Genomic DNA, 22,114 nt, shown 5'->3' on the forward strand with positions numbered 1-22,114 from the left:
ATATTAGCGCTTCACAGTACGTGAATGAGTGTACTGTTACCCCGGTCAGAGCGACTTTCGTCACTCATCTGCTACTGCTATCTATGCGTTCGTACAGATCTTCCATGTGACAGCCAATAGCCCCGGCAATGGTCATGGCTGTTCCGTAAGACATCATTGTTCGGTTTGTTGCGTAATCGGATATTTGTGATTTGCTCATTCCGATCTGTTCGCATAACCATTGTTGAGTCTTACGGATCTCTTTTAAACGTATAGTTAGCAGGCAGCGACCAGGCTTAAATACCATGATCATGCCTCTCTTTTATTAATTATTATTTTTTGGTTGAATAAGAACAGTTGTTCCCTTACAATTATATTACCAAAAGGCAATCTCTCAGAAGGGTAGCTGACATCAATGGAGAATCAAAAAAAAATAATAATAAATATAAAAAATATTTTTAATGATATATCTGATCTTCCAGAGGAGCTTCAATGTAAAATTACTGATTTTCTTTTAAAGCTCGACGAGCGGAAAAAATCCCTCGAACAATAGCTAGAAATTCTATTTTTTCTTCAGTAGTCAATTCCATTCCTTCATAATATAAATCTAAATTATCTAATGTGTTTTCATCAGCTAAATCAATTTTTGTTTTTTTTGCAGGAGAGAATACGACTTTTTTCTTTCCATTATCGTTCACTACAATTAAGTCGTGTCCTAGGTTAGTTATATTAAAAAACATAGAGATCTTAGTATCTAAGCTTAGATCATCAAAAAACTTTCTAGGATCGTCTATTTCTAAATCGTTGTCATTATTTTTCAGATAACCTACTAAAAAATCATCAACAAAATCTAAAAAATTTTCGCCAGCTGCTTCAAGTAATTCAGAAGGAAGATTTTTTTTGAAATCGTCTAGATATCCTGACCTGTCCATTAACTCTTCGTAAGTGACTCCTAGAGGTTTACAAATCTTTTTCAATATTTCTGGCTTAGGTATATTTCTTTTTCCGTTTTCAAGTTGAGAAATATATGCATTTGATACACCAGAATAAAGAGAGAGTTGCCTTATGCTCATATTTTTATCTTCTCTTAAAGACTTAAGATATTCCCCAAAACTGTTTGTGTCCAAGTTTAAACTCCTCCTTAATTGATAAGTATAACCATAAAATTAGCAAAAGTTATCTTTTTGATACTTTTTATAAAATATTCTGCTTGCAATTGTTATCAACTTGTTATACAGTATAAATATCAACTGATAACAAAAGTTAACGGCAGAATGGGGGGATAATTTTGATTAGTTTCATTGATGTTGATTCTTTTCTATTAGAACTTATAAAAAAGGGTTATACGCAAAGAAGTTTTGCGAGAAAAATTGGAATTTCTAGTCCATATATGAGCCAAATCATTAATGGATCAAGGAATCCAGGGCCAAAAGTTGCAAAAAAGGTATGTGACGGATTAAGTGTTTGCTTTGATGAAATTTTTTTTATAAAAATGGATAACAAAAGTTATCAAGAGAAAACTGCTTGATTTTTTTAAAATAAATGATAACAAAAGTTATCAAAGGAGAGAAAACATGAACCAATTAAAAGTAATTGAAAAAAACAATCAACGTGTACTGACAAGTGCTCAACTTGCTGAGTCTTATGGAACGGATGCTAAGTCAATTAGTCACAATTTTTCAAGAAACAAAAAACGGTATACAGAAGGCAAACATTATTTTGTTCTCGCTGGCAAAGAACTCCGTGACTTTAAAACTGATCATCAAATTGGCGACCAGTCAAAACACTCTCCTCTTATGTATCTCTGGACCGTTAAGGGTGCACTACTTCATGCAAAATCACTTGGAACGGACAAGGCTTGGGAGGCATACGAAAGTTTGGTAGACGATTACTTCAATAAAGTAGAACGTCTTAAAAATCTTCATGTACCGACAACAGTTCCAACAACGATTGAAGGAATTCTTGAACTAGCGGTGCTCAATATGAAAGATCTTAGAACTGAATTAAATGAAGTTAAGCAAGATAATCATCGTTTGCAACTTGTAGTAGACAATGAAATCTGGTTAACAGAGAACCAAAAAGCAGATGTCCAAGAAGCTGTAAACGCACGTGTTGGTTTCCTTATGAAGAAAGGGTACGACGCACATTTCCAAAGCATTTACCGCGCATTGAAATCTCACTTCAATGTAGCTAAATACGATAAGATCAAACGTTCCGACTTTGAACTTGCATTAGACCTGATACGCGGTTGGTATCCCAAAAAGAAAGAGGAAGCCAACTAATGATATACCTCAAAACTGAAGTTGATGGAAAAGTCAGAGAAATTGAGATATACGGTACCGAGATTTTCACAACTTGCTTCAAGTGCAGTAAAGAATTTCAAGTCGATGAAGACTTACAAAGAGAAATCCTAAAAGATGAAGGTTCCTTTAGCGGAGTAAGTCTTAGCTGTGGATGTAATACCGAGAAACCAAATTTAATAAGGATTAAATAACAACATCTTGACGGATATGTAAGAACAACCACAACCCATTGTACATCTTGTATGTTAACCATGAAAGTGAATTTTTCCCACAACATTTAAAGAAGCGGAGGAAAGAGTATGAGCACCATGTTTCTGCACAATCTGCCAGATAAGGAAAAGCCAAAATTATCACTAAACAAGCTATCATCTGCGCTCATGAAACAAATAGCTTTAGATGTTAAAAAGAACAAGTTGAAGGGGGAGAAGAAAAGTGGCTAAACATCCAAGAGAGATTGAAAACCGAGTAGTTACCCCGTTCCCGTTTAAACGTCCTGAATCAACCAATGCAGTGATCTGCAAATGCGGATGCGGCTGTGAGATTCACACGAGCATGGACAGCTATGTAATTATCGACGGTGATTTGTTTTTGGACGATGGATGCGTAACAAATTGGCTCATTAAAGAAGCAGGAGGGCGGCGAGTATATGGCGGGGCTTGCTAACATGACCAGAACTGAGTACATCGCTTATCTGCGAGACCAATCATTTTGGCTCAGTCAACTAGCTGACGAAATGGAGAATGGCAGGCAGGATAGTCGGTGGGCAGTGGATTTTGATTTAAAGCGTCCTGATGTTATTTACGAACGGCGTGCCGTTGAATTGGACAAGATGTTTCACCCAGAGGAACGGGAGGGCAAACGCACAGCATGAGGTTTCGCAACGTAGACGATATTTTAAAGCATTACGGTTGGGGAGGTGAGGTCAAACTTGTGGAGGTGAAGAAGGATGACGGATCGCAGGGTGTTTCTGGAACTGGCAAAGATAGCAAAACAACGCGGAACGCTGACAAAAACGTTGCTAAGGGTTTACCTACGGAACATGGTGATAGCTTATAAAAAAGAAAAAGCCGCCGAAGCAACGGCAGCCTAGTTGGAGCACTTAGGAAAATAATTGAGTTCATTATAACAACAGAATGGAGGAATAGCAATGGTTACTAGATACCGTTATGTACCACAACATAAGAATGGACACTTCATCAATATATATTCTGAACCTACAGAGGATTTTATGAAGGCAGCACACTTTTCCCGTGAAGATGATCTGAATATATGGATATTAGGTCGCTATGGTCCCGATGATCCGCAAAACTTCCATGTAGTACCGGTAAAAGTCACGTACGAATTGGAAGCAGGAGAAATCCATGTGCAATAAGAGCGAATCAATCAAAAATATTGCCATGGCACTGGTCAAATTCAACGGGGAAATTGAGAAAATCCAAAAGGACAGCCTGAATCCACATTTTAAAAATAACTATGCCAGTTTGGACAACATCATAGATGAAGTAAGACCGATCTTACAAAAGCATGGTTTATCCATTATGCAGTTCCCAGGTGGTGACGGCGAAAGGTTCAGCATGACCACTATGCTACTTCACGAATCAGGCGAATGGATAGAATCACAGCCCATTGTAATGAAGCCTGTAAAGAACGATCCGCAAGGTATAGGCAGTTGTACAACCTATGCACGTAGATACAGCCTTAGTGCCTTCCTATCACTTAACACAGGTGAAGATGATGATGGGGAAAACGCAAGCCATTCAACTGTATCATCATCTAACAACGCACAAACAATACAAAGTCATGGGTATTCTGGTGGGTTTGCAAGTGAAGGACAAACCAAAATGCTATATGCAAAGCACAAGGCTACAAATTGGCCCAGCTACAAAGAAATTAATGATTTTCTGAATTATGAAATTACCAAATTTGCAGAAGTGCGGTCGGCTGACGTAACCAAGCTTGCTCAGTATCTAGATAAAAACAAGGCGGCGTGAATATGAACAAATATGACCGTGATAAAGACCCATTCTACGACGATGGTGGCCCCTTACCCGATCCCATTGACGGACCATTTTAGGAGGTAGCTATGGCACTCGCGAAAAGAAAGAAACCTATACCAGAGTGGCGCCAGAGTATTCTGGCCCACCATAACCGCCGGGATCGGCCTACAAAGAAGCGTGCTCCTGTTGATCCAGAACCTATGAGCAAGGAAAAGGTACGTGCTGCTGTATCAGAACGAGATGCCACCGTAAGCGCTCATAATTGCTGTCTGTTGAGTGGTAGACCGGGACCCGGATTACACTTACACCGCATCATTTACGGATCACAGGGAGGCAAATACGAGGTAGACAATTGCGTATTGCTCTCATATGACATGCATGCATTGGTGCACAGCAATAAGCGAGTATGGCAACCCATATTACTAGACCATATCAAAGCAATGAAATATGCACCTGATATGACACCAATATATCAAGCAAGGAATCTATAGCCCCCAAGGGCAGAGAGGACAAACACATGGATAAAGCAATTTTAACCCAAGCGCAGGCGGAGGCAATTGATTATTTTCTAACTGCTTCACACTGGACGTCTGAAATGTTTGTACGCAAACATGTAGAAAATCCACATCGTTGGTCTGCACCTCGAGATGTACTCAACGGAGTTCCTTTGGATACCATTATCCGAGCTTTATACATCGGATATGAAGTAAGGCAAACGATGGAAGAACGGATGCTTGCACATTTCAAAGAACCAAAAGGTTATTTAGCTGAATATGACACGGAGAACGTAATATATCGAAAAGGTATGGCAAAGGCTCTTGAAATAGCAGGTATTAAGGTGCCTGGCATTAACGATTAAGCCCCATAGGGGATAAGAAGGAGGCTTAGCCCTCCATAAGGGGGAGAGACATATGAATGTTATTTCGCTTGGCGTTGGTGTTCAATCCTCTGCGATTGCTCTTATGGCGATGAAAGGTGAGATTCAACCCCCGCCCGATCTAATTGTCTTTTCCGATCCGGGATGGGAGACCAAAGCGACCTATCAATATGCACGCTGGCTCAAAAGAACATTGGAGACTGGCGGCATGAAAGTCATATATACGAATAATGGGAACATAAAAAATGATTTGCTGAAGGCTGCAAAATGGGGAACGAGAGTAGCGTCATTACCTTTCTTTACTCTCTCTAAAGAAGGAGATACAGGTATTGTAATGCGGCAATGTACGTCTGAATACAAGATAAACGGCGTACGCAAGGCAATTAAGCAATACAGAGGCTTCAAGACAAGCAGGGGATTTGCAGACAAGGAGATTAAGCTTTGGATGGGTATAAGCACGGATGAAATACAGCGTGTGAAGCCCTCACAGGAACGTTGGATAGAGAATATATACCCGTTAATAGACAAGGGTATGAGTCGGATGGATTGCATGAGCTGGCTTGAAAGAAACGGTTATCCAGTGCCTCCAAAAAGCAGCTGCATCGGATGCCCATTCCATTCCGATCGCACTTGGCTAGAAATGAAGAGGCATGACCCGGAATCGTGGAAAGATGCTGTAGAAGTCGATAAGGCGATTCGGAAGATGCCGAAAATCAAAGGTCAGGTATTCCTTCACCGGAGTTGCAAGCCCCTGGATCAGGTAGAGCTTAACGAAAACCAACTGGAATTTGATTTTGATGGGTTCGGGAACGAATGCGAAGGATTTTGCGGAGTTTGATATAAGGGGGATACACCCCCTACTACCTATAAAGGAGAGATATACACATGAGAAACTGGAAATATAGCGAACATGATGGTAAACATATCATCAACGACGATCGAGGTGTATTGGTTGCAATGGTCGTGGATGCTCAAACAGCAGAATTGATCGTTCGACAACACAAGAGGTTGGCAGACGAACGAATAATTACTTTGCCAGATGGTTTGGAGCCTATGTCAGGGGATGATTTGCAAACGATTTGGAACAAAGCCGACAATGCTCGGGGTGACCAAGCTCATCTAAGTGATGATGTGTTCGATTTAGTCAACGCCCTCGAAGCGGCTTATGCACAAATAGACTCACTCCAGCATCAGTTAATCCAGAAAGACCGTGAAATGTCACATGTATCTGAAAGACTTAAATTCATTGACGATGGGATGGACAAGACTGTTGCTGGTTTTGATAGGGTTGTTGCGCAACGGGATGATCTCAAGAAGCAGCTTGCAGAGAGGGACCGGACAATAGCCCGGCTGTCTGCCGATCTAGATTCATCCGTTTCAAGTCAAATAGACATGACAGACAAAGCCTACAGATTCCAAAAGGCACTGGAATTTTATGCAGATAAGGAAAACTATAAGCTTACAAGACCATTTAGAGACGATGAACCAACATGCGGAAATGTATCGGAAATTGAATATGACAACGGTAAGTTAGCCCGTCAGGCATTAGGGGAGTAACCACAATACAATACGCTCTGTCACCCAGACGGAGCGTTGGAAGGATGATAGATATGTTGGATATGACAGACCAGGAGCTAAATAGAGCGCTGGCAGAGTTCATGGGGTACAGATTGCAGACACTGGAATTTGACGACATCTACTACAGCGTTGCCAATCCGCATGGTTTCCCTGGGCCGTATCGTTACACGGTTGATGATGCATTTCTTTGTGCCGCACCCGAATATTCATCCGATCCTGCCGCCTCTCTGGAGGTACAGGCAGTAGCATGTGAGGTTCATCCAAACACATATATCCGTTACTTGGAAAAAATTAAATGGGGGCAATCGACCGGATGGAAGGTGAGCAACCGCGTGGTAGCACAATTGTGCAACGCCAGCCCGCGAGAGAGGGCAGAAGCTGCCTATTTAACATTATCCATTAAGGATTAAACCAATACAGGGGATTGACAAAAGCTTGTTGCAACTATCTCACTAAAAAAACGTGTATTTTGCAACCAAAAGATATTCAGGGTGTAGGTCCTACACCCACTAAGGGAGGATATAAGATGTTCGAATATTTGAAGAAGAACCCATCTCCATTGTGGGAGCTTGAACAAAAGGAAAAATTTGAACAAGCGCTTAAAGAAGACAAATGGGACATGAGAAATCCACCAATCACCACTTACTTTATGTTGGCGCAAGCGAAAGCAGAAATGGAAAAGTTGCAAAAGGAAATAGAGATAAGTCGTAGCCCAAGAACGCTTGACGAGTGGGGAGAGGATTATGGAGACGTTCTTTGGTGGAAATTCCCGATTGATGAACCACCGTATTGCGGTACTCCATTGGATGCAGACTGGCCCGATTATCATACGCATTGGACTCCAATAACTATACCCGTTTTAAGGGAGGAACAACAATGACAGATAAACACTATGTAGATAAAAATAGTATCCGAAATTGGATTATTAGTGAAAAGACAGAGTTTAAAGATGGGGAATCCAATTATACAAGAGGTAGAGTGGATGGTTTGGAACTTCTATTGCGGCTTTTAGATGGAGGCAAGTTCGATCCAGACCCACCACAGCAGCCAGATATACAGGTAGGGGATGTGCCTCAACATATCCTAAGTGCGTACAAAGAAACAAACAGCTTCCTGCATTATAACGGAAAAATTTATCGTGTTACACAGCGGCTTACTGGCTTTGAATGTGTTTCAAACGGTGGAGACACTCCATGATAAGAGCCTATACCTCTATATTATGCGCATTACTGTTATATGTGGGTGTAGTCAGTATAGATAGGTACATGTTGATTGAGCATATCGAACCGAATACTTTGAGCATAGGGAGAGTTGCCCATGAGTGACGCTATACGCCCGTCTCACTACGATGTAGGAGTTGAGGGAGAAGTGGAGTGCCTTGATGCTATAAAGACCGCTACAAAGGGCCTGAGTGGCTTAGAAGCTTATACCACAGGTGCATGCATTAAATACTTGTGGCGATGGAAGCGAAAGAATGGAGTAGAGGACCTACGAAAGACGGTTGAATACATTGAACGGCTCATACAAGACTTGGAGGACAACGAAAATGGCAGCAAACAGCGATTACACACTACTGAAAATTGACCTCGCCTATGCTGTAGAGAAGCGAGACGAGGCCGACAGATACGGTAATTATGCGGATGTCATGCACTACGAATGGCAGATAGACCGCATCAAGCAAGCGATGTAGGCGGTGATCCTATATGGCTGCTCAGCTAGAGAATGGTTACACCCTGATAGCGCATGAACTATTAGAAGCACTTTATAAAACGAGGATAAATGGTTCCCAAGCAAACATAATCATGTTCATCTTTAGGTTCACATATGGATTCCATCGAAAAAGCCATGAACTAGGGAATGCATTTATTGCAGAGGGGACAGGCATCCGAAAGGATCAGGTTAAACGAGAGATTAATAAGCTTATTGATATGAAGATCGTGAAAGTGTTTGAGGAAAGTACACATGTTAAAGCACGAGTGATTGGAATTAATACGAATACTGCAGAATGGGATTCTAACAAAAAAAGTACCCAGGGGGCTAAAAAGACCCCAGGTAACGAAATAGAACCCACTGTGGGGGCTAATCAGTCACCACCCCCAGGGGGCTATTTACCCCCCCAAGATATATATTCTTTTAAAAATAATCTTAAAGATATTACTACTGACGAAAATAATGATTTTGAAAAAGTAAACAAAGAATATGGTCGCATTCATCAGTGTATGGGTTTAAAACCAGCAGAATGGCCTACTGTTACTGAATTGCTGAACAAAGGAGTCCAGGTTGACCTGATTATAGAGGTGATGGAAGAGAAACATGCTAAAAAGATTGAAGAAGGCGGAAAGGTTCATTCATTTTCCTTTTATACCAATGCTATTAAAGAGAAACATAAAGGTATCGGAGTAAAAAACAGTCGCATGTCTATATTTGATGAATTAGAAAGGGAGCTGGGGTAGATGGAAAAAAGGGAAGCTATTGATATCGTAAAGAAAACAGCAGCATATTTCCCAAGCTGGAAGATTGATAAGTCGGTCGTAGATATTTGGGTGGATAAACTCCAGCAATATGACTTCGAAACCGTAATGGCGAACTTGACCGACTACTTAAGTTTGGGAAAAGACTTCGCCCCTGGCATACCTACTCTAATAAAAGCGAACGAGAGAATTGAAGCTAATAAAGAAATCGAGAGAACGCGTGAGATGATCCGCAGGCAGGATGAAGAACGCAAAGATATACCGAAAGATCCGCCGTGGGTCAGGGAAGGTATAACCAGACAGGCTTGGATGCAGAGGTTGCTGGCAGAGAAACGGGCTGAGGCTCAATGAGTTACTTCAGCCTAGAGGCAGAACAATCTGTACTTGGCTCCATCCTGTTAGCTCCAGATTTGATATACGAGAGTCTATTAATGCCAGATGCATTTTATCACGAGGGACATAGGGTCATATTTGAAAACATGCTCTCATTACGGGAAGAAAATAAAAAGATAGACGTTGTGTCTATAACTTCACGTATGGGACAGGTTTTGCAGGATGTCGGCGGTATGAGCTATTTGGTTGACCTGAGCAAGTCGGTTCCATCCGTTTCGGACTTCGCTTCCCATGAACGTATTGTGAAGGAAAAGTATTTAATGAGAACTGGATTGATTGCTGTCAAAGAAGTATATAGCGGTGGTCATGAAGATCCTACCGAATTTGCGGCAGAGTTAATGAGTATTGCTGAAAAAATCGGTGACCAGTCTCGAGATAAAGAAGGCTTCTCGCATATCAAAGATGGACTCATGAACCACTTCGAACTTTTGAATGACAAGAAGTACAACGGACAGGCATTAGGAGTCAGTACAGTTGGCACAGAGTTGGATCGGATAACAGGCAAATGGCAGAAGCAGACACTCAATATAGTGGCTGCAAGACCTTCTATGGGTAAAACAGCCTTCCTCCTAAACAACGCCGTTAGAAACGGTAAGGAGGGCCTTACAGTCGCTATATTCAGCCTAGAACAGCCTGAGATGCAATTGTATGACCGGATGATAGCCGCCGAGTGCTACATAGACGGTGAACGCATCCGAACCGGACAGCTGCGAGACGACGAGTGGGAGACATACACTCTTGGATTATCAGTGCTGACAGAAATGAATGTGTTTATAGATGATCGTCCGGGACTGAGTATTCAAGAAATACGTGCAGCTGTCAGAAAGCTGAAAAAGAGGCATCCTGATTTGATTGTATTTATCGACTATCTGCAACTCATAAAAGGCGGGAAAAAGTTCAGCAGCCGCAATGAAGAGGTGGGTTACATCAGTGCCAGCCTTAAGCAGATGGCACGTGAAAATGATTGTCCGGTTATATCACTGGCTCAGCTCAGTCGTGGAGTGGAGCAGCGTCAGGATAAACGGCCAATGATGAGTGACTTGCGCGAGTCTGGAAACATCGAGCAAGACGCAGACACCATATCCTTCTTGTACCGGGACGACTATTACAACCGAGATACTGAGAAAAAAAACATTATCGAAATCATTGTCGCCAAGAACCGTGAGGGATCTGTAGGAACTGCGGAAATGATGAATCTGAAGCAATACGGTAAATTCAAGGATTTTGACTATAGACTCCAATAAGAAGGGAAGAAGATACCCTATGACCAGAGATGAAGTAATAGCTAAATGGGATGAGATGCCGGAATGGGAACGAAACATTTGGATTGCTACGGATGTGATGGGCTTAGAAAAAAGTAGAGTGCGCGCAGGATGGATTAGAGTGGGGAATTTTGAACACTACCCCAAGAATTATTGTAAAGACATGTCTGCAGCATGGGAAGTGATTCAGAAGATGAAGAGCAAAGGGTTCTCTTTTACTCTCGGTGAAGCATCTGAGAAAAGTGGATCAGTCATTCTAGGTGAAGCAAATTTAGGAGACCAAATGTGTAATTTTCATATCGTAACTAAGAACATATTCATCCATGTGTTTAAAGAAACGATGCCTGGAGCCATCTGTTTAGCAGCTCTAATAGCTCAAGGAGAGGGGATAGAGGAATGAATGACAGAGTGAGAACCCTGAACGACTTGATTGAATTATTGATTAAAGAACGTGATATATACGGAGGAGATATGAAAGTGGAGATTGCCCGCGAAAGAAACGGCGATGTGGATTGCGAAGCGATAGGCGGTGTTTGCGAGCTTGCCGACACGGACGGGACCAGCACAGTAGTCATATACGGGATATGGTCAGATTTATAAGCCCTAAAGGGCAAGGAAAGGGATAAGCCATGACTGCAAACATCTCGAAACATATGAACGTTACCACGCTTGAGATCAAAACAGGATTGAAAGGTTTCGTGTACATCCATAATTACGGTAGGCACTCAATACAGGGATCAGGCTGGGGATTCTTTGCTGGTGGTAATCTTTACGCACTTAATCTTGTCATGGTAATCAACAACAACGATGACGTGCATAAGTGTATCGCAAAAATTAACGAAATTGACTGGATCGATTTGTATGACAAAGCGGAATGCACAGACTTTTTGCGCCGGATGATTAGAGATTAGGGATTACTAGCATATCAAAGGAGAGGAATAGATTGATTGAAAAATGTAACTATTGCGGTAGCCAAGTAATCTGCGTATCGACAAAAGAATTCTATGGTCGTGACTACGGCGGTCACATATGGAAATGCACAGGCTGTGACGCTTATGTGGGGACGCATAAAGGCTCTAAAGTTCCACTAGGAACCTTAGCTAATAAGGAACTGAGGAAGCTTCGTAATCAGGCTCACACTTTGTTTGATCCGTACTGGAGAAAAAGACATATGAGCCGCCATGGAGCATATCGAAAACTTAGCGAATTTATGAATCTTCCAAAGGCGGAAACTCATATAGGTATGTTTGATGCAGATAAATGCCGCAAGTTAATTAATGGATTTGCTGATTTTATTGAAAAGGGAGGTCTAAACCATGGATAAGAAGATACAAGAGATACGGGAAGCACATGCACGTGAAGATAATATGCTGCTGAAATACCCAACGAGCAGTACGCGGAAGGCGCATGAATATATTGGCTACCTCCTACAACAGATAGAGATTAAGGATAAGGCACTGGAGTTTTATGCGGATAAGAAAAACTATGAGCAGGAAAAAGTGAGTTTTGATGCTGAAGGCATAGATGTTTACTGGGAAGCGCCTGAAATACAAAATGACGGTGGCGAACGAGCCCGTGCAGCTTTGAAAGGAGAGGATACAGATGAGTAAAGCAAAGATAACAATCACTTTCGAAGCTGTATACGAGGTGAATCACAAAGACTATTTAAAACACGTTAATACAGATGAACAAGCACTGGATTGGGATATAAGAGCGATAAAGTCGGAGCCTGAAATGTTTTTGGAAATGTTCGATTATGAAGATATGGCACTGGTAAATGTAAAAGGCGAGTTGGTGGAAGGAGAGGATACCCCATGAATCCAATAGACGACTATGACTACTTAGATAAGGACCTAGAAGGATCGCTTCGTATAGCTAGAGCAGAGGTAGAGTGGGAGAAAGCACAGGAGGATGAGGCAGCATGATGAAAAAGCATTATCGTACAGGTGGATCTATCCGGGAGCAGGCACAGCCAGTAAAAACAAGTAAGTTGCCCATGTACGCTGATGACCTCATAGAAAGCCTGTATAAGCCATTACACCCAAGGGATACCCAATACATTCTGTTTCAGGATGAACAAGGCGTGGCGCGCTCCAAGATTGCTAAGAAGCTGGGTATATCAAAAGCCAGAGTAGTCCATGAGATTATACTCCTTCAAGAAATGTCTACAAGAGAAAGGAATAAGTACCGCAAGTATGAAGAGGATGAATCAGCATGAGGGCTAACAAGTATGGAGCCCAGCAGACAGTATTAAACGGGATAACCTTTGATAGCAAGATGGAATCTATGTATTACACACAGCTGAATCTTATGGAACGAGCTGGCTTGATATCGGATTTAGAGTTACAGCCGGAGTTTGTATTGATACCAGCATTTAAAAAGCTTGGTAGGACGATCAGAGCAACAAAGTACCGAGCAGACTTTAAGTATAAGGAGCACGGTAAAACCATAGTGGTAGATGTGAAAGGGGTGAAGACCAAAGACTTTAACATCAAGCGAAAACTATTTGACTCCAAGTACCCGGACATTGAACTCAAGTTGATTACTTACAAAAATGGAGGGTGGGAAGAGATATGATAGCATGTTGGATCAACCACAAAGACGGATATACCCTTATGGACGATTCTGGGACTTGTATAGGCGCGTTACTGGTCATGGATGACCGAATACTAGGACGCAAGTTAAAAGGCCTCTACGAGCCTGTTACGTGGTTTAAAATGGATGGTCATATTTTCATAGGCAAACCACCTGATAGACAAATAGGAGCCTAACCATGGATTTAATAGCAGCGTTATTAATATATGCAATCGTAATGGTTGCCATACGCAAATATTTGAGATAGTCAAGTGACAGACACATACGAAATGTTGTGTAATAGTGCGAAAAATGTACTATAACGACACTATATATGGTATAATCATAGTATAGAGATGAAAATAATCGGATAACGAGGTGTGTGTAGGTGGACAAACAACAACAGCTAGAAATTTTGCGATATGAATTACGGACGGAACAGCAAAAACTCGCAGCAGCGGACCAAAACAAGGTGGCTGTGCTTACTCAACAAATAGCAGATCTTGAACAGGAAATAGAACAAGAAGCGCGACTTGCCGAATATAGTCAGCGAGAGGAAGAAGCGCATGCTGAAATTGCTTATATACTGGACGGGCTTGAAGTAGATGGTATGAAAATGCGTCAGCTATGCAGTAATGAGGGAGCTTACCAGGTTCTGCGTATCGCAGTACAGCAAATGATGACTGAACGGGACACAAAATATCTTGAAGAACTAAAACGAACACAAGAAGAGGCAACGGCCGTTAAAAAAGAGCGCGATGATCTTCAAAAGCAATACGATGACCTTTATGAACAAACAGACAGTCTTAAAAAGGAATTACAAGCGGCTCAAGAGGAGATTGCAGACCTTGGACAGAAACGAGATGCAGCTGCTCAAGAAATTACACGGCTTAATAGCCGCATTGATGACTTAAGAGCTGAGGCTGCTATTGGTGCATCTGCTGCAACTAAGGTGATCAACAGCAATACATCTGGCGCACTGGCTGAGGCTGTTAAGGCATATAAAGAGTCATTGCCAGCTATTTACGACGTGACCCCATTGGATAACGCCGGAAAAAAATTCGGTGCTAAATACGCCGCAACAGACGAATATTTTGAAGACTACTACCTGTATATACGCAAATACCGGGAGGTAACGGCCCAAGAGGCCGAGCAGTTTCGAAGAGAAGCCGAAGAACAAAAACGTGCTAATGAGGATCTGGCACAATCTGGCGGTGTGGAAAAGGCAGACATCGTAGAACTGCCTACGCAGTTTCAAACGCAAGAGGACACAACCGACGGAGTGGCTAAAGGGGACGCTGGTGAGCAAGTGGCAGGAAAGACAATTGAGGAAAGACTCACGGCGTTAGAAGCAATGGTATATGGTAAAGGAGAGGTAGCCTAACGGCTGCCTTTTCCTCACATGCTTGAGCGAGATAAAAGCGTGATGCAGCATTATTGGTTTAATCATCCGGGTATAGAGCACCCATACGCGGTGATGATTGACTTAAAGGATGAAGAGGCGACAGGTTCATTGCTGGTCTACTTCGACTTTGATAGACGAGGTTGGAGTATTGGACGTTGGACAAAGCCATCATTTCACTTATACGAAGAATACAAATTACATGAAGGGTACAGAGAAGTTGCTTTTGTGCCATTGACCGAACTGAAGGAGGGAGAACATGGATAAGGAAAAAGTTATTAAATTACTTATAGACTACAGGTCTTATGAATTTGCTGTAAGAAATATAGAATCAGGTATAGGTTCATCAGGACCATTAATGCCAATAAACATGAAAAATCACAGGCTAATGAGGGCAGGTGATTGGGATTATAGACGATATTCGTTGATTGTAAAAATGATCAAAGGTGCAGTTGATGAAGTATTATCTGATAACGAACGAACTGTAATCACCCGAAAATATCTGGATCAAAATAAGAAGTCTATCAAACAGATAGCACATGAACTGCATCGAGATCGTGGTACAGTAACCTCCTGGCATACATCAGCATTAAAACATCTGATAAATGCCTTGAGCCCGTTGGATGAAGAATTTGAACATATTGAAAACTGCGACCACATGTATGATAGGGACGGACACTTTCAATATCCCGCATAAAACCCTCATAAATCCAGCATATTATTCCCACAAAACCCACACGGGAACGGGTATAATAGTAGTATAGGAAATATGCGATGGGCAACGGTAGCTAAATGCGCAGTCGCTGTCCACGCTGTTTCTTCAAGATAGCCACATGCATAAGGGGCTTATCGGATTAGCCATCGGAAAAGATGCATGAAAAGGTGCATGCGAATAACCGATATACATGCAGCTGAGGCGAATCAAAAATGATATCTGTACAGAGAGGGTAACGGGTAACCGTTGCTCTTTTTGTTTTGCCGAAGGCCATCGAGTCGACCGAAATACTTAACGAAGTGGAGGCCGTATAGAGGGTTTACTATATAGCATCCCGTAATCTAAACCCGAAACACCGAGAGGTGACGGTAAAGTAAGGTACACGGGAGAGAGGAGGTACACATGGCAGGACGACCGAGTAAATACGAATCGCATGTACAACCAAAGCTCCTGCTAATTGAGGCTTGGGCAAGGGACGGATTAACTGAGGCTGATATATGCAAGAATCTAGATGTTGGCAAGGATGCGTTCATTTCTTACAAGAAAGAATATCCCGAATTGGTAGAAGCCTTAAAAAACGGTAAGGAAGTCATTGACGTTATGGTTGAGAACGCGTTGCTCAAGGCTGCACTTGGATATGAATACAGGGATGAGGAACTGAATAAGGCCACAGGAGAACCGATTGAGCTAAGGAAAACTGCTCATCCTAATACAACAGCGTTAATATTCTGGTTGAAAAACCGTAAGCCGAAGGAATGGAGAGACAAACAAGAAATAGGTTTGGAAGGAGATCTGAACATAAAAGTATCACTGCCGAAAGGGTTTGGAGCCGATGCCGACGATTAACATCGATTTAACCGAGTTGCCGAACCTGACGAACGACACGTTCTATCCACTCTACGGCAACAAGGATAGATATCTGGTGTTAATGGGTGGCGGCGGTTCGGGTAAGTCGGTGTTTACGGCTCAGAAGATCATCCTGCGGCTGCTGACTGAACAAAAGCATCGTATCCTTGTATTGCGTAAGGTAGCTAAAACATTGCGTGAGTCGGTGTTTATGGAGCTTAAGAACGCCATATACCGATGGGGGCTTGAAAAGCTGTTTAAGATCCCAAAGGGCACCAGCTCTGAATTGCATATTAGCTGTATTAATGGCAACGAAATATTATTCGCTGGTTTGGATGATGTTGAGAAGCTTAAGTCTATCTCAGGTGTAACCAGCGTTTGGATGGAAGAGGCGAGTGAGTGTACTCCTGAAGACTTCCGTCAGCTTGATATACGGCTACGTGGACGTACTGTGAACTATAAGCAAATGATGATTACGTTTAACCCGATTGACATTAATCACTGGCTTAAGAGGGAGTTCTTCGATAACCCTAAGCCAAACGCTACAACGATCCATAGCACATACAAGAACAATAAGTTTCTGGATGATGATGCTATTAGGGTATTGGAGGCATTTAAAGAGACTGACCCCTATTTCTATCAGGTGTATGCGCTTGGTGAATGGGGAGTGCTTGGTAAAACAATATTCAACGCTCAGAAAGTCAGCGAGCGTATATCATACCTTCGTGTCCATGATCCAGTGGTGCAACGAGGGTATTTTATTTACCAGAAGGATGTAGCGGATAAGATCATTGACGACACTATTAAGTGGATAGAGGACGACAATGGATATATTAAGGTGTTTGAGCAACCGCAGTCGTACACACCTTATGTTCTTGGCGGTGACACGGCCGGCGATGGATCAGACAACTTTATAGGACAGGTAATCAACAACATTACAGGCAATCAGGCTGCTGTATACAAGAATCAGTTTGACGAGGACTTATACGCTGAACAGATGTACTGTCTTGGTCGTCGCTATAATGACGCGCTGATTAGTATAGAAACCAATTTCAGCAGTCACCCAGGTAAGGTGCTTACACGGTTGGGCTATCGTAATCAGTACGTCAGAGAACGAGAGGATACGTTTACTGGGTCCATAACGAAGGCATATGGCTTTAAGACGGATAGATTAACTCGCCCCTCTGCTATTGCTGATCTGGTTAAGATAGTGCGCGAAGAAGTACACCTGATCAATGATATTGATACGCTGAATGAAATGCTGACGTTTGTTCGTAATGAAAAAGGTAAACCAGTAGCTCAGGAAGGCGCACATGATGACTTGGTTATGGCGCTGGCTATTGCTTACTACAGCCGAGGTCAGCAGGACGATAAAGCATTTGAAAGAATGGTAGAAGAAAAGCCAACGCCATTCCCGTTCCGTAGTGATGATATGAATACAACTGACAGTTACTTAGCGTGGTAGATAATGTTAATATAAGGAAAAGGGAGTGGTGAGTAAATGTCGAAAACATACGGGAATTACGTTGTAGTGGATGGCGAATTGGGTATTATTGATGAAAAGGTCATTGAAGAAGCGAAAGAGTTACTTTTGGAACACGCTGAAGAATCCATGCTAGAAACAGGTGTTGAAATAGACAAAGATCGTGTGGAATGGGTGATTAGGCAAGCTTATAAAAGCTCTTTCGGACCAGTGCCTGAGAAACTGACAGAAGATTCTGAACCGGTTATAACTATAGGTTGGAAATATATTGTGAACGAAACCGAGTAAATCTCAAACAACCACACATATTGAATTTAGAGCCTGTCCTGCGAGCGTAGGATGGGCTTTTTGATACTAAAATGCCTAAAGCAGGAGGTGGCATCAAATGGATGAAGCTATCAAACTGGGCGACCTACTCAAGCTACCTGACCTGGAGGAAGAAACAAAGCAGCTTATTAACGCCAAACTACGTGAGTTGATAGGTGAGGTGAAGCCGCCTGTACCGCTCACAGAAGCACAGCAACAGGGCATGATTAGCCTGATGCAAGAGTATCTACATGGCCCTGCGAAGAAAGAAGGTGAATAAGCATGCAGCAGACAGTTGATAAGCTGGCTGGAGAACTGGAGAAGCAATATAAAGATGGCCTGTCCTATTTCCGTAGGATGGGCTTTCTTGATAAATGGCCTGAGTATGAGCGGTTCAAAGCGTCTGACCAGTGGCCCGCTGCTACACAAAGGACTAAGCATCTACCGCGTCCGGTGTTCAACGTCATTAAGATGATCGAGACGCACAAGGTTGCTAACGTCATGAGTGAGCAGATTAAGATGATATTCAGCCTTGAAGAGGTTGATGATCAACAGCCGGAGCAAGAAGACGACCCGGGCGAACTGTTTAGTCGTAACAGCGAGGCTACATGGGAGCGTATCAAGCAGGATGAGCTGAACGAGGAGGCTTTGGACACAGCAGCCAACACAGGCACCGCCATATGGCATTACTACTGGGACAACAGCATTAAGGGTGGCAACAAGTACCCATACATTGGAGAAATGGAAGGTGAAATCCTTGATCCGATTAATGTTTTCTTTGGTAACGAGCAACAAAGAAATGTCCAGAAGCAACCTTTTATTATTATATCCAGTCGCGAACCAGTCGAAAGTGTACGGGATTATGCAAGAGCCAACGGAATATCGACAGCCATGGCAAAGCAGATCAAACCGGACAAGGAAACTCAGGATCAAGGGTATGACATGGCGAAGGTGGAGCTTAATGATAGTAACAAGGTAACGGTGCTTACGAGGTATTGGAAAGGAAATGGAAAGGTAATGTTTTGCAAGGTTGCTGCTGGTATTACCATCAAGAAACCAACATCGACCGGGTTATCCCTTTACCCCATCGCTGTCATGCAGTGGGATAGACGTAAGAAGTCCATACGCGGCATAGGAGACACGGAGGGGCTTATCCCTAACCAGAAGGCTATCAATACATTAGTAGCCATGCAGATACTGTCTGTGCAGCTTACAGGCTGGCCTAAGCTGGTATACAAGTCAGGCGCTATTAACCCGAGCAAGGTGACTAACGCACCAGGTGAGATGATAGAGGACAATTCTCCTCCCGGCAATGGTGGAGTTAGTTACCTTAATCCGGGGCCGATAAGCGCGAATGCAGCTAACCTAGTAGAGTCCATTATGGCATTTACAAGACAAATGACCGGAGCAGACGAGGCAGCGACTGGATCAGCACCCAGCGCAGACCTTAACGCTACGGCTATTATGCTGCTACAAAAGGCGGCCGCTATCCCTATCGAGTCTATTAAGCGCCGTTTCTACCGGGCTATAGAGGACATCGGTCGTATTTGGGAGGATTTTTGGAAGGTTAAATACAATCTGTCACGCCAGGTCTTGCTAAAAGACGAAGAGGGTGACGATTACGCCACTATGTTTAATGGATCACAGTATCAGGATGTGGGATTTACTCTTAAAATCGACGTTGGTCCATCATCCACATACAGTGAGTCATTGGTAGTATCCGGGCTTGAGAACGCGCTGGGTGCTGGCCACATCACGTATGAACAATACCTCAAGTACATGCCGAAGAACACAGTACCTTATCGAGATCGTCTCATGAAGGAAATGGACGAGAAGAAGGGTATTATTGGCATGATGGAACAGATTGTAGAACAGATGTCACCAGAGGAAAGAGCACAGTTCGACACACTCACGCCTGAACAACAGGTCATGACGCTGCTTAATGTGGTTGCACCACAGCAGCCAGCACCAGAAATGATGGGGCAATCACCACAAGCAGTACCAATGCAACAACCAATGCCAATAGGCATGTAATACGGGCTTCTGCTGAGACTGCGGAGGCCCTTTCTATATACAAAATCGGGCGTTGAATCGTTATGGTCGCCGCATAACAAGGAGGAATTAGTGTGGAAGATCAATTGGGAGTGCAAGAAACGGGCGTTGAAGAGGCATCTGCCGCCGAGATGCAACAAGAAACAGGTACAGAATTACAACAATCCGAGCAAGTAGATACAAACACGGGCGTTGAAGGGTCTGAGGTCGCCGCTCAGAACGATGAAAAAGGTTTTGCTAATGCTTTGAAGGCTCGTGAAGAACAAATTAGAGCCAAACTTGAGCAGGAATATGGAACTAAGGCTAAAGAAGCTGAAAAGTACCAGCAAATGCTCGATCGAACAGCAAAATATTACGGTTTCGACAACCACGATGATTACATGGCAGCGCTGGAACAGGCTGAGATGGACAAACGCATCCAACAAGAAGCTGACAAACTTGGCGTGGATGAAGAGGTTATTCGAAATCACTTGCAGCCTCTTAACCAAAAGGTGAGCGAGTACGAAAGACAATTGAATGAATTGAGGGAAGCCGACGCATTACGTCAGGTAGAAGCTCAGATTACCAGCATGGAGAAGGATACGGATCAATACCCGGACTTTGCTAAGTACAAGGACGATGTGATCAATCTTGCTGCTAATAATGGCTACCCGTTGGACGTGGCGTACAAACTCGCTACGTACGAGGCGCGCGTAACTAACGCTAAAACTCAAGCGGAGCAAGAGGCAATACGAAAACTACAACAAAACGCGGACAGTTCCACGGGCTCACTCGGTGCCGATGCGCCAGATCAAAAGGGTGGATACCTCGGTATGAGCCCAGCTGAGCGTAAAGCATTTAGGGACAGCAGGCGTGGACGCGTAATCTAAGGAGATGACCAGACATGGCAACACAAGTACAAGGTTATAACGCAACAACCGGAGTTAACGCATTAACGGCTGAACAAGCGGAGTTTTACCAAGACGAAATGCTGGAGAGATTGATTCCCGAGCTTCAATGGACTAAATTTGCTGAGAAAAATAAGAACATTCCTAAGCGTAAGGGTGCGACAACCAGTTTCCGTCGTCTGAATTCTTTGGCTGTTAACACCACGGCGTTGACTGAAGGTGTTACTCCAGACGGTGTGAACTTGGATATCGTAAAAATCACTGCTACTGTACAGGAGTATGGTGCATGGGCAAAAATCTCTGAGTTTATTGACCTGACTGGCCTAGATCCTTTACTGCAAGAAACATCAGGATTGATGGGGGAAAACGCTGGTGAATCAATTGACATCATAAGTCGTGACATTGTGGCTGCTGGTACAAACGTATTTTATGCAAATGGCAAGGCATCACGTAGTACGTTGTTGCCAGCAGATAAAATCACAGCGCTAGATATCTTGAAGGTACGTCGGACGATGAAGCGTAATAAGGTTAAGCCTATCCGCTTGCCTAATGGTGGTACTGGATATGTAGCGCTTGTACATCCGGACGTCGCATTGGACATCATGCAGATGCAAGAATGGAAGGATCAAAATACCTATGTTGACACCAAGAATCGCGAGGAAGGTATGCTGGGCAAGATGTACGGCATTTACTTCATGGAAGTAGACAATGGCGTTAAATTCGCTTCCGGTTCGGCTGGTGCTCCTGCTGCCAATGATGCTTACGCTACTATCTTCCTTGGTCGCGGGGCGTATGGCCTGCCGGACATCGAGGGATCTATGAAACCTGAAATCATTGTTCACCAGGCTGGTTCTGGTGGTGTAGCTGATCCGTTGAACCAATTCAATACAGTCGCCTGGAAATGCGCCTTCGCAGCTGTGCGTTTGCAGGAACTGGCTATCGTTCGTTACGAATCTGGAGCAACAGTATAATACGCGGAGCCTTCGGGC

Annotated in this window: 41 protein-coding genes; 39 read left to right on the forward strand and 2 right to left on the reverse strand. The window is 43.1% G+C overall.

Translation table 11 applies throughout. The features are described from left to right. Window positions 1–64: 64 nt before the first annotated feature. A complete protein-coding gene (locus MKY98_RS02835; protein WP_341010607.1) occupies window positions 65–286 on the reverse strand; it encodes a helix-turn-helix domain-containing protein in 222 nt (73 codons plus the stop codon). A 193-nt stretch (window positions 287–479) separates the two neighbouring features. Next, on the reverse strand, window positions 480–1,106 hold the full coding sequence (locus MKY98_RS02840) for a helix-turn-helix domain-containing protein (RefSeq protein WP_341010608.1): 627 nt from the start codon (window positions 1,104–1,106) through the stop codon (window positions 480–482). A 161-nt stretch (window positions 1,107–1,267) separates the two neighbouring features. Here MKY98_RS02840 and MKY98_RS02845 point away from each other — a divergent pair, with 161 nt between their 5' ends. From MKY98_RS02845 to MKY98_RS03030, 39 genes are all read left to right on the forward strand, one after another. Beyond that, on the forward strand, window positions 1,268–1,507 hold the full coding sequence (locus MKY98_RS02845; RefSeq protein ID WP_341010609.1) for a helix-turn-helix transcriptional regulator: 240 nt from the start codon (window positions 1,268–1,270) through the stop codon (window positions 1,505–1,507). 46 nt (window positions 1,508–1,553) lie between these two features. Continuing rightward, window positions 1,554–2,261, forward strand: a complete 708-nt coding sequence (locus MKY98_RS02850; protein WP_341010610.1) for an ORF6N domain-containing protein — start codon at window positions 1,554–1,556, stop codon at window positions 2,259–2,261. A 320-nt stretch (window positions 2,262–2,581) separates the two neighbouring features. Continuing rightward, complete coding sequence (locus MKY98_RS02855; RefSeq protein WP_157136298.1) at window positions 2,582–2,722, forward strand: hypothetical protein; 141 nt, start codon at window positions 2,582–2,584, stop codon at window positions 2,720–2,722. Beyond that, complete coding sequence (locus MKY98_RS02860; RefSeq protein ID WP_069010853.1) at window positions 2,715–2,945, forward strand: hypothetical protein; 231 nt, start codon at window positions 2,715–2,717, stop codon at window positions 2,943–2,945. Before MKY98_RS02855 ends, MKY98_RS02860 begins: the two co-directional genes overlap by 8 nt. Beyond that, window positions 2,929–3,153 carry a hypothetical protein gene (locus tag MKY98_RS02865; protein ID WP_069010854.1) on the forward strand — a complete coding sequence of 75 codons (225 nt, stop codon included), beginning with the start codon at window positions 2,929–2,931 and terminating at the stop codon, window positions 3,151–3,153. The genes MKY98_RS02860 and MKY98_RS02865 overlap by 17 nt, the downstream gene beginning before the upstream one ends. A 75-nt stretch (window positions 3,154–3,228) precedes the next feature. Then, window positions 3,229–3,372: a hypothetical protein gene (locus MKY98_RS02870; RefSeq protein WP_341010611.1), complete on the forward strand. Its 144-nt coding sequence runs from the start codon at window positions 3,229–3,231 to the stop codon at window positions 3,370–3,372. 57 nt (window positions 3,373–3,429) lie between these two features. Further along, the gene (locus MKY98_RS02875; RefSeq protein WP_341010612.1) at window positions 3,430–3,654 is read left to right on the forward strand and encodes a hypothetical protein; all 225 of its coding nucleotides are present in this window, start codon (window positions 3,430–3,432) and stop codon (window positions 3,652–3,654) included. Next, window positions 3,644–4,273, forward strand: coding sequence for an ERF family protein (locus tag MKY98_RS02880; protein WP_341010613.1), 630 nt, complete (start codon window positions 3,644–3,646; stop codon window positions 4,271–4,273). Before MKY98_RS02875 ends, MKY98_RS02880 begins: the two co-directional genes overlap by 11 nt. 92 nt (window positions 4,274–4,365) lie before the next feature. Then, window positions 4,366–4,770, forward strand: a complete 405-nt coding sequence (locus MKY98_RS02885) for an HNH endonuclease (RefSeq protein ID WP_341010614.1) — start codon at window positions 4,366–4,368, stop codon at window positions 4,768–4,770. Window positions 4,771–4,796: 26 nt separating this feature from the next. Next, window positions 4,797–5,138 carry a hypothetical protein gene (locus MKY98_RS02890; protein ID WP_341010615.1) on the forward strand — a complete coding sequence of 114 codons (342 nt, stop codon included), beginning with the start codon at window positions 4,797–4,799 and terminating at the stop codon, window positions 5,136–5,138. Window positions 5,139–5,190: 52 nt separating this feature from the next. Next, window positions 5,191–5,994, forward strand: a complete 804-nt coding sequence (locus tag MKY98_RS02895) for a hypothetical protein (protein WP_341010616.1) — start codon at window positions 5,191–5,193, stop codon at window positions 5,992–5,994. Between the two features lie 47 nt (window positions 5,995–6,041). After that, window positions 6,042–6,713 carry a hypothetical protein gene (locus tag MKY98_RS02900; RefSeq protein WP_341010617.1) on the forward strand — a complete coding sequence of 224 codons (672 nt, stop codon included), beginning with the start codon at window positions 6,042–6,044 and terminating at the stop codon, window positions 6,711–6,713. A 53-nt stretch (window positions 6,714–6,766) separates the two neighbouring features. Next, window positions 6,767–7,144: a hypothetical protein gene (locus MKY98_RS02905; protein ID WP_341010618.1), complete on the forward strand. Its 378-nt coding sequence runs from the start codon at window positions 6,767–6,769 to the stop codon at window positions 7,142–7,144. A 116-nt stretch (window positions 7,145–7,260) separates the two neighbouring features. Continuing rightward, window positions 7,261–7,614 carry a hypothetical protein gene (locus MKY98_RS02910; protein ID WP_341010619.1) on the forward strand — a complete coding sequence of 118 codons (354 nt, stop codon included), beginning with the start codon at window positions 7,261–7,263 and terminating at the stop codon, window positions 7,612–7,614. After that, entirely contained in the window at window positions 7,611–7,931 is a 321-nt protein-coding gene (locus MKY98_RS02915; protein ID WP_341010620.1) for a hypothetical protein, read from the forward strand. The genes MKY98_RS02910 and MKY98_RS02915 overlap by 4 nt, the downstream gene beginning before the upstream one ends. Before the next feature lie 120 nt (window positions 7,932–8,051). After that, a complete protein-coding gene (locus MKY98_RS27015) occupies window positions 8,052–8,318 on the forward strand; it encodes a DUF3310 domain-containing protein (RefSeq protein ID WP_445671402.1) in 267 nt (88 codons plus the stop codon). After that, window positions 8,281–8,424 (forward strand): hypothetical protein, encoded by a 144-nt coding sequence (locus MKY98_RS02920; RefSeq protein ID WP_341010621.1) that lies wholly within the window; start codon window positions 8,281–8,283, stop codon window positions 8,422–8,424. The genes MKY98_RS27015 and MKY98_RS02920 overlap by 38 nt, the downstream gene beginning before the upstream one ends. A 13-nt stretch (window positions 8,425–8,437) precedes the next feature. After that, on the forward strand, window positions 8,438–9,187 hold the full coding sequence (locus MKY98_RS02925) for a replication protein (protein WP_341010622.1): 750 nt from the start codon (window positions 8,438–8,440) through the stop codon (window positions 9,185–9,187). After that, complete coding sequence (locus tag MKY98_RS02930) at window positions 9,188–9,556, forward strand: replicative helicase loader/inhibitor (RefSeq protein ID WP_341010623.1); 369 nt, start codon at window positions 9,188–9,190, stop codon at window positions 9,554–9,556. Next, on the forward strand, window positions 9,553–10,842 hold the full coding sequence (dnaB, locus tag MKY98_RS02935) for a replicative DNA helicase (RefSeq protein WP_341010624.1): 1,290 nt from the start codon (window positions 9,553–9,555) through the stop codon (window positions 10,840–10,842). The genes MKY98_RS02930 and dnaB overlap by 4 nt, the downstream gene beginning before the upstream one ends. Window positions 10,843–10,861: 19 nt before the next feature. Further along, a complete protein-coding gene (locus MKY98_RS02940) occupies window positions 10,862–11,260 on the forward strand; it encodes a BC1872 family protein (RefSeq protein WP_341010625.1) in 399 nt (132 codons plus the stop codon). Beyond that, entirely contained in the window at window positions 11,257–11,460 is a 204-nt protein-coding gene (locus tag MKY98_RS02945) for a hypothetical protein (protein WP_341010626.1), read from the forward strand. Before MKY98_RS02940 ends, MKY98_RS02945 begins: the two co-directional genes overlap by 4 nt. A 29-nt stretch (window positions 11,461–11,489) precedes the next feature. Further along, entirely contained in the window at window positions 11,490–11,771 is a 282-nt protein-coding gene (locus tag MKY98_RS02950; RefSeq protein ID WP_341010627.1) for a hypothetical protein, read from the forward strand. A 32-nt stretch (window positions 11,772–11,803) separates the two neighbouring features. Continuing rightward, window positions 11,804–12,184, forward strand: coding sequence for a zinc-finger-containing protein (locus MKY98_RS02955; protein ID WP_341010628.1), 381 nt, complete (start codon window positions 11,804–11,806; stop codon window positions 12,182–12,184). Further along, a complete protein-coding gene (locus tag MKY98_RS02960; RefSeq protein ID WP_341010629.1) occupies window positions 12,177–12,470 on the forward strand; it encodes a hypothetical protein in 294 nt (97 codons plus the stop codon). The genes MKY98_RS02955 and MKY98_RS02960 overlap by 8 nt, the downstream gene beginning before the upstream one ends. Continuing rightward, window positions 12,463–12,678, forward strand: coding sequence for a hypothetical protein (locus MKY98_RS02965; protein WP_341010630.1), 216 nt, complete (start codon window positions 12,463–12,465; stop codon window positions 12,676–12,678). The genes MKY98_RS02960 and MKY98_RS02965 overlap by 8 nt, the downstream gene beginning before the upstream one ends. A gap of 103 nt (window positions 12,679–12,781) precedes the next feature. Next, complete coding sequence (locus tag MKY98_RS02970; protein ID WP_341010631.1) at window positions 12,782–13,078, forward strand: hypothetical protein; 297 nt, start codon at window positions 12,782–12,784, stop codon at window positions 13,076–13,078. After that, a complete protein-coding gene (locus MKY98_RS02975; protein ID WP_341010632.1) occupies window positions 13,075–13,437 on the forward strand; it encodes a DUF1064 domain-containing protein in 363 nt (120 codons plus the stop codon). Before MKY98_RS02970 ends, MKY98_RS02975 begins: the two co-directional genes overlap by 4 nt. Beyond that, on the forward strand, window positions 13,434–13,631 hold the full coding sequence (locus MKY98_RS02980) for a hypothetical protein (RefSeq protein WP_341010633.1): 198 nt from the start codon (window positions 13,434–13,436) through the stop codon (window positions 13,629–13,631). Before MKY98_RS02975 ends, MKY98_RS02980 begins: the two co-directional genes overlap by 4 nt. A 191-nt stretch (window positions 13,632–13,822) precedes the next feature. Beyond that, entirely contained in the window at window positions 13,823–14,818 is a 996-nt protein-coding gene (locus tag MKY98_RS02985; protein ID WP_341010634.1) for a hypothetical protein, read from the forward strand. Window positions 14,819–14,857: 39 nt separating this feature from the next. Beyond that, window positions 14,858–15,103, forward strand: coding sequence for a hypothetical protein (locus MKY98_RS02990; protein WP_341010635.1), 246 nt, complete (start codon window positions 14,858–14,860; stop codon window positions 15,101–15,103). After that, entirely contained in the window at window positions 15,096–15,533 is a 438-nt protein-coding gene (locus tag MKY98_RS02995) for a hypothetical protein (RefSeq protein WP_341010636.1), read from the forward strand. The genes MKY98_RS02990 and MKY98_RS02995 overlap by 8 nt, the downstream gene beginning before the upstream one ends. A 420-nt stretch (window positions 15,534–15,953) precedes the next feature. Then, window positions 15,954–16,397 carry a hypothetical protein gene (locus MKY98_RS03000; protein ID WP_069010878.1) on the forward strand — a complete coding sequence of 148 codons (444 nt, stop codon included), beginning with the start codon at window positions 15,954–15,956 and terminating at the stop codon, window positions 16,395–16,397. Continuing rightward, window positions 16,384–17,862 carry a PBSX family phage terminase large subunit gene (locus MKY98_RS03005; RefSeq protein ID WP_069010879.1) on the forward strand — a complete coding sequence of 493 codons (1,479 nt, stop codon included), beginning with the start codon at window positions 16,384–16,386 and terminating at the stop codon, window positions 17,860–17,862. The genes MKY98_RS03000 and MKY98_RS03005 overlap by 14 nt, the downstream gene beginning before the upstream one ends. A gap of 36 nt (window positions 17,863–17,898) precedes the next feature. Next, a complete protein-coding gene (locus MKY98_RS03010) occupies window positions 17,899–18,168 on the forward strand; it encodes a hypothetical protein (RefSeq protein WP_341010637.1) in 270 nt (89 codons plus the stop codon). Window positions 18,169–18,265: 97 nt separating this feature from the next. After that, the gene (locus MKY98_RS03015) at window positions 18,266–18,466 is read left to right on the forward strand and encodes a hypothetical protein (protein ID WP_025686001.1); all 201 of its coding nucleotides are present in this window, start codon (window positions 18,266–18,268) and stop codon (window positions 18,464–18,466) included. A 2-nt stretch (window positions 18,467–18,468) separates the two neighbouring features. Further along, window positions 18,469–20,220 carry a portal protein gene (locus tag MKY98_RS03020; RefSeq protein WP_341010638.1) on the forward strand — a complete coding sequence of 584 codons (1,752 nt, stop codon included), beginning with the start codon at window positions 18,469–18,471 and terminating at the stop codon, window positions 20,218–20,220. A 92-nt stretch (window positions 20,221–20,312) separates the two neighbouring features. Further along, entirely contained in the window at window positions 20,313–21,107 is a 795-nt protein-coding gene (locus tag MKY98_RS03025) for a hypothetical protein (RefSeq protein WP_341010639.1), read from the forward strand. 14 nt (window positions 21,108–21,121) lie between these two features. Further along, the gene (locus MKY98_RS03030) at window positions 21,122–22,096 is read left to right on the forward strand and encodes a N4-gp56 family major capsid protein (RefSeq protein WP_341010640.1); all 975 of its coding nucleotides are present in this window, start codon (window positions 21,122–21,124) and stop codon (window positions 22,094–22,096) included. Window positions 22,097–22,114: the final 18 nt, after the last annotated feature.

The organism is Paenibacillus sp. FSL M8-0228, from assembly GCF_038007385.1.
Lineage (GTDB): Bacteria > Bacillota > Bacilli > Paenibacillales > Paenibacillaceae > Paenibacillus > Paenibacillus polymyxa_D.

What these genes read in the sequence shown, in the direction of transcription:
- MKY98_RS03020 (WP_341010638.1), top strand. Translation starts at nt 18,469, where the DNA reads ATGCAGCAGACAGTTGATAAGCTGGCTGGAGAACTGGAGAAGCAATAT.
- MKY98_RS02895 (WP_341010616.1), top strand. Translation starts at nt 5,191, where the DNA reads ATGAATGTTATTTCGCTTGGCGTTGGTGTTCAATCCTCTGCGATTGCT.
- MKY98_RS02890 (WP_341010615.1), top strand. Translation starts at nt 4,797, where the DNA reads ATGGATAAAGCAATTTTAACCCAAGCGCAGGCGGAGGCAATTGATTAT.
- MKY98_RS02880 (WP_341010613.1), top strand. Translation starts at nt 3,644, where the DNA reads ATGTGCAATAAGAGCGAATCAATCAAAAATATTGCCATGGCACTGGTC.
- MKY98_RS27015 (WP_445671402.1), top strand. Translation starts at nt 8,052, where the DNA reads ATGAGTGACGCTATACGCCCGTCTCACTACGATGTAGGAGTTGAGGGA.
- MKY98_RS02905 (WP_341010618.1), top strand. Translation starts at nt 6,767, where the DNA reads ATGTTGGATATGACAGACCAGGAGCTAAATAGAGCGCTGGCAGAGTTC.
- MKY98_RS02950 (WP_341010627.1), top strand. Translation starts at nt 11,490, where the DNA reads ATGACTGCAAACATCTCGAAACATATGAACGTTACCACGCTTGAGATC.
- MKY98_RS02900 (WP_341010617.1), top strand. Translation starts at nt 6,042, where the DNA reads ATGAGAAACTGGAAATATAGCGAACATGATGGTAAACATATCATCAAC.
- MKY98_RS02835 (WP_341010607.1), bottom strand. Translation starts at nt 286, where the DNA reads ATGGTATTTAAGCCTGGTCGCTGCCTGCTAACTATACGTTTAAAAGAG.
- MKY98_RS02855 (WP_157136298.1), top strand. Translation starts at nt 2,582, where the DNA reads ATGAGCACCATGTTTCTGCACAATCTGCCAGATAAGGAAAAGCCAAAA.
- MKY98_RS02945 (WP_341010626.1), top strand. Translation starts at nt 11,257, where the DNA reads ATGAATGACAGAGTGAGAACCCTGAACGACTTGATTGAATTATTGATT.
- MKY98_RS02850 (WP_341010610.1), top strand. Translation starts at nt 1,554, where the DNA reads ATGAACCAATTAAAAGTAATTGAAAAAAACAATCAACGTGTACTGACA.
- MKY98_RS02875 (WP_341010612.1), top strand. Translation starts at nt 3,430, where the DNA reads ATGGTTACTAGATACCGTTATGTACCACAACATAAGAATGGACACTTC.
- MKY98_RS03005 (WP_069010879.1), top strand. Translation starts at nt 16,384, where the DNA reads ATGCCGACGATTAACATCGATTTAACCGAGTTGCCGAACCTGACGAAC.
- MKY98_RS02975 (WP_341010632.1), top strand. Translation starts at nt 13,075, where the DNA reads ATGAGGGCTAACAAGTATGGAGCCCAGCAGACAGTATTAAACGGGATA.
- MKY98_RS02970 (WP_341010631.1), top strand. Translation starts at nt 12,782, where the DNA reads ATGATGAAAAAGCATTATCGTACAGGTGGATCTATCCGGGAGCAGGCA.
- MKY98_RS02965 (WP_341010630.1), top strand. Translation starts at nt 12,463, where the DNA reads ATGAGTAAAGCAAAGATAACAATCACTTTCGAAGCTGTATACGAGGTG.
- MKY98_RS02995 (WP_341010636.1), top strand. Translation starts at nt 15,096, where the DNA reads ATGGATAAGGAAAAAGTTATTAAATTACTTATAGACTACAGGTCTTAT.
- MKY98_RS02915 (WP_341010620.1), top strand. Translation starts at nt 7,611, where the DNA reads ATGACAGATAAACACTATGTAGATAAAAATAGTATCCGAAATTGGATT.
- MKY98_RS02910 (WP_341010619.1), top strand. Translation starts at nt 7,261, where the DNA reads ATGTTCGAATATTTGAAGAAGAACCCATCTCCATTGTGGGAGCTTGAA.
- MKY98_RS02870 (WP_341010611.1), top strand. Translation starts at nt 3,229, where the DNA reads ATGACGGATCGCAGGGTGTTTCTGGAACTGGCAAAGATAGCAAAACAA.
- MKY98_RS02920 (WP_341010621.1), top strand. Translation starts at nt 8,281, where the DNA reads ATGGCAGCAAACAGCGATTACACACTACTGAAAATTGACCTCGCCTAT.
- MKY98_RS02865 (WP_069010854.1), top strand. Translation starts at nt 2,929, where the DNA reads ATGGCGGGGCTTGCTAACATGACCAGAACTGAGTACATCGCTTATCTG.
- MKY98_RS03015 (WP_025686001.1), top strand. Translation starts at nt 18,266, where the DNA reads ATGGATGAAGCTATCAAACTGGGCGACCTACTCAAGCTACCTGACCTG.
- MKY98_RS03010 (WP_341010637.1), top strand. Translation starts at nt 17,899, where the DNA reads ATGTCGAAAACATACGGGAATTACGTTGTAGTGGATGGCGAATTGGGT.
- MKY98_RS03000 (WP_069010878.1), top strand. Translation starts at nt 15,954, where the DNA reads ATGGCAGGACGACCGAGTAAATACGAATCGCATGTACAACCAAAGCTC.
- MKY98_RS02930 (WP_341010623.1), top strand. Translation starts at nt 9,188, where the DNA reads ATGGAAAAAAGGGAAGCTATTGATATCGTAAAGAAAACAGCAGCATAT.
- MKY98_RS02925 (WP_341010622.1), top strand. Translation starts at nt 8,438, where the DNA reads ATGGCTGCTCAGCTAGAGAATGGTTACACCCTGATAGCGCATGAACTA.
- MKY98_RS02885 (WP_341010614.1), top strand. Translation starts at nt 4,366, where the DNA reads ATGGCACTCGCGAAAAGAAAGAAACCTATACCAGAGTGGCGCCAGAGT.
- MKY98_RS02980 (WP_341010633.1), top strand. Translation starts at nt 13,434, where the DNA reads ATGATAGCATGTTGGATCAACCACAAAGACGGATATACCCTTATGGAC.
- dnaB (WP_341010624.1), top strand. Translation starts at nt 9,553, where the DNA reads ATGAGTTACTTCAGCCTAGAGGCAGAACAATCTGTACTTGGCTCCATC.
- MKY98_RS02960 (WP_341010629.1), top strand. Translation starts at nt 12,177, where the DNA reads ATGGATAAGAAGATACAAGAGATACGGGAAGCACATGCACGTGAAGAT.
- MKY98_RS02940 (WP_341010625.1), top strand. Translation starts at nt 10,862, where the DNA reads ATGACCAGAGATGAAGTAATAGCTAAATGGGATGAGATGCCGGAATGG.
- MKY98_RS03030 (WP_341010640.1), top strand. Translation starts at nt 21,122, where the DNA reads ATGGCAACACAAGTACAAGGTTATAACGCAACAACCGGAGTTAACGCA.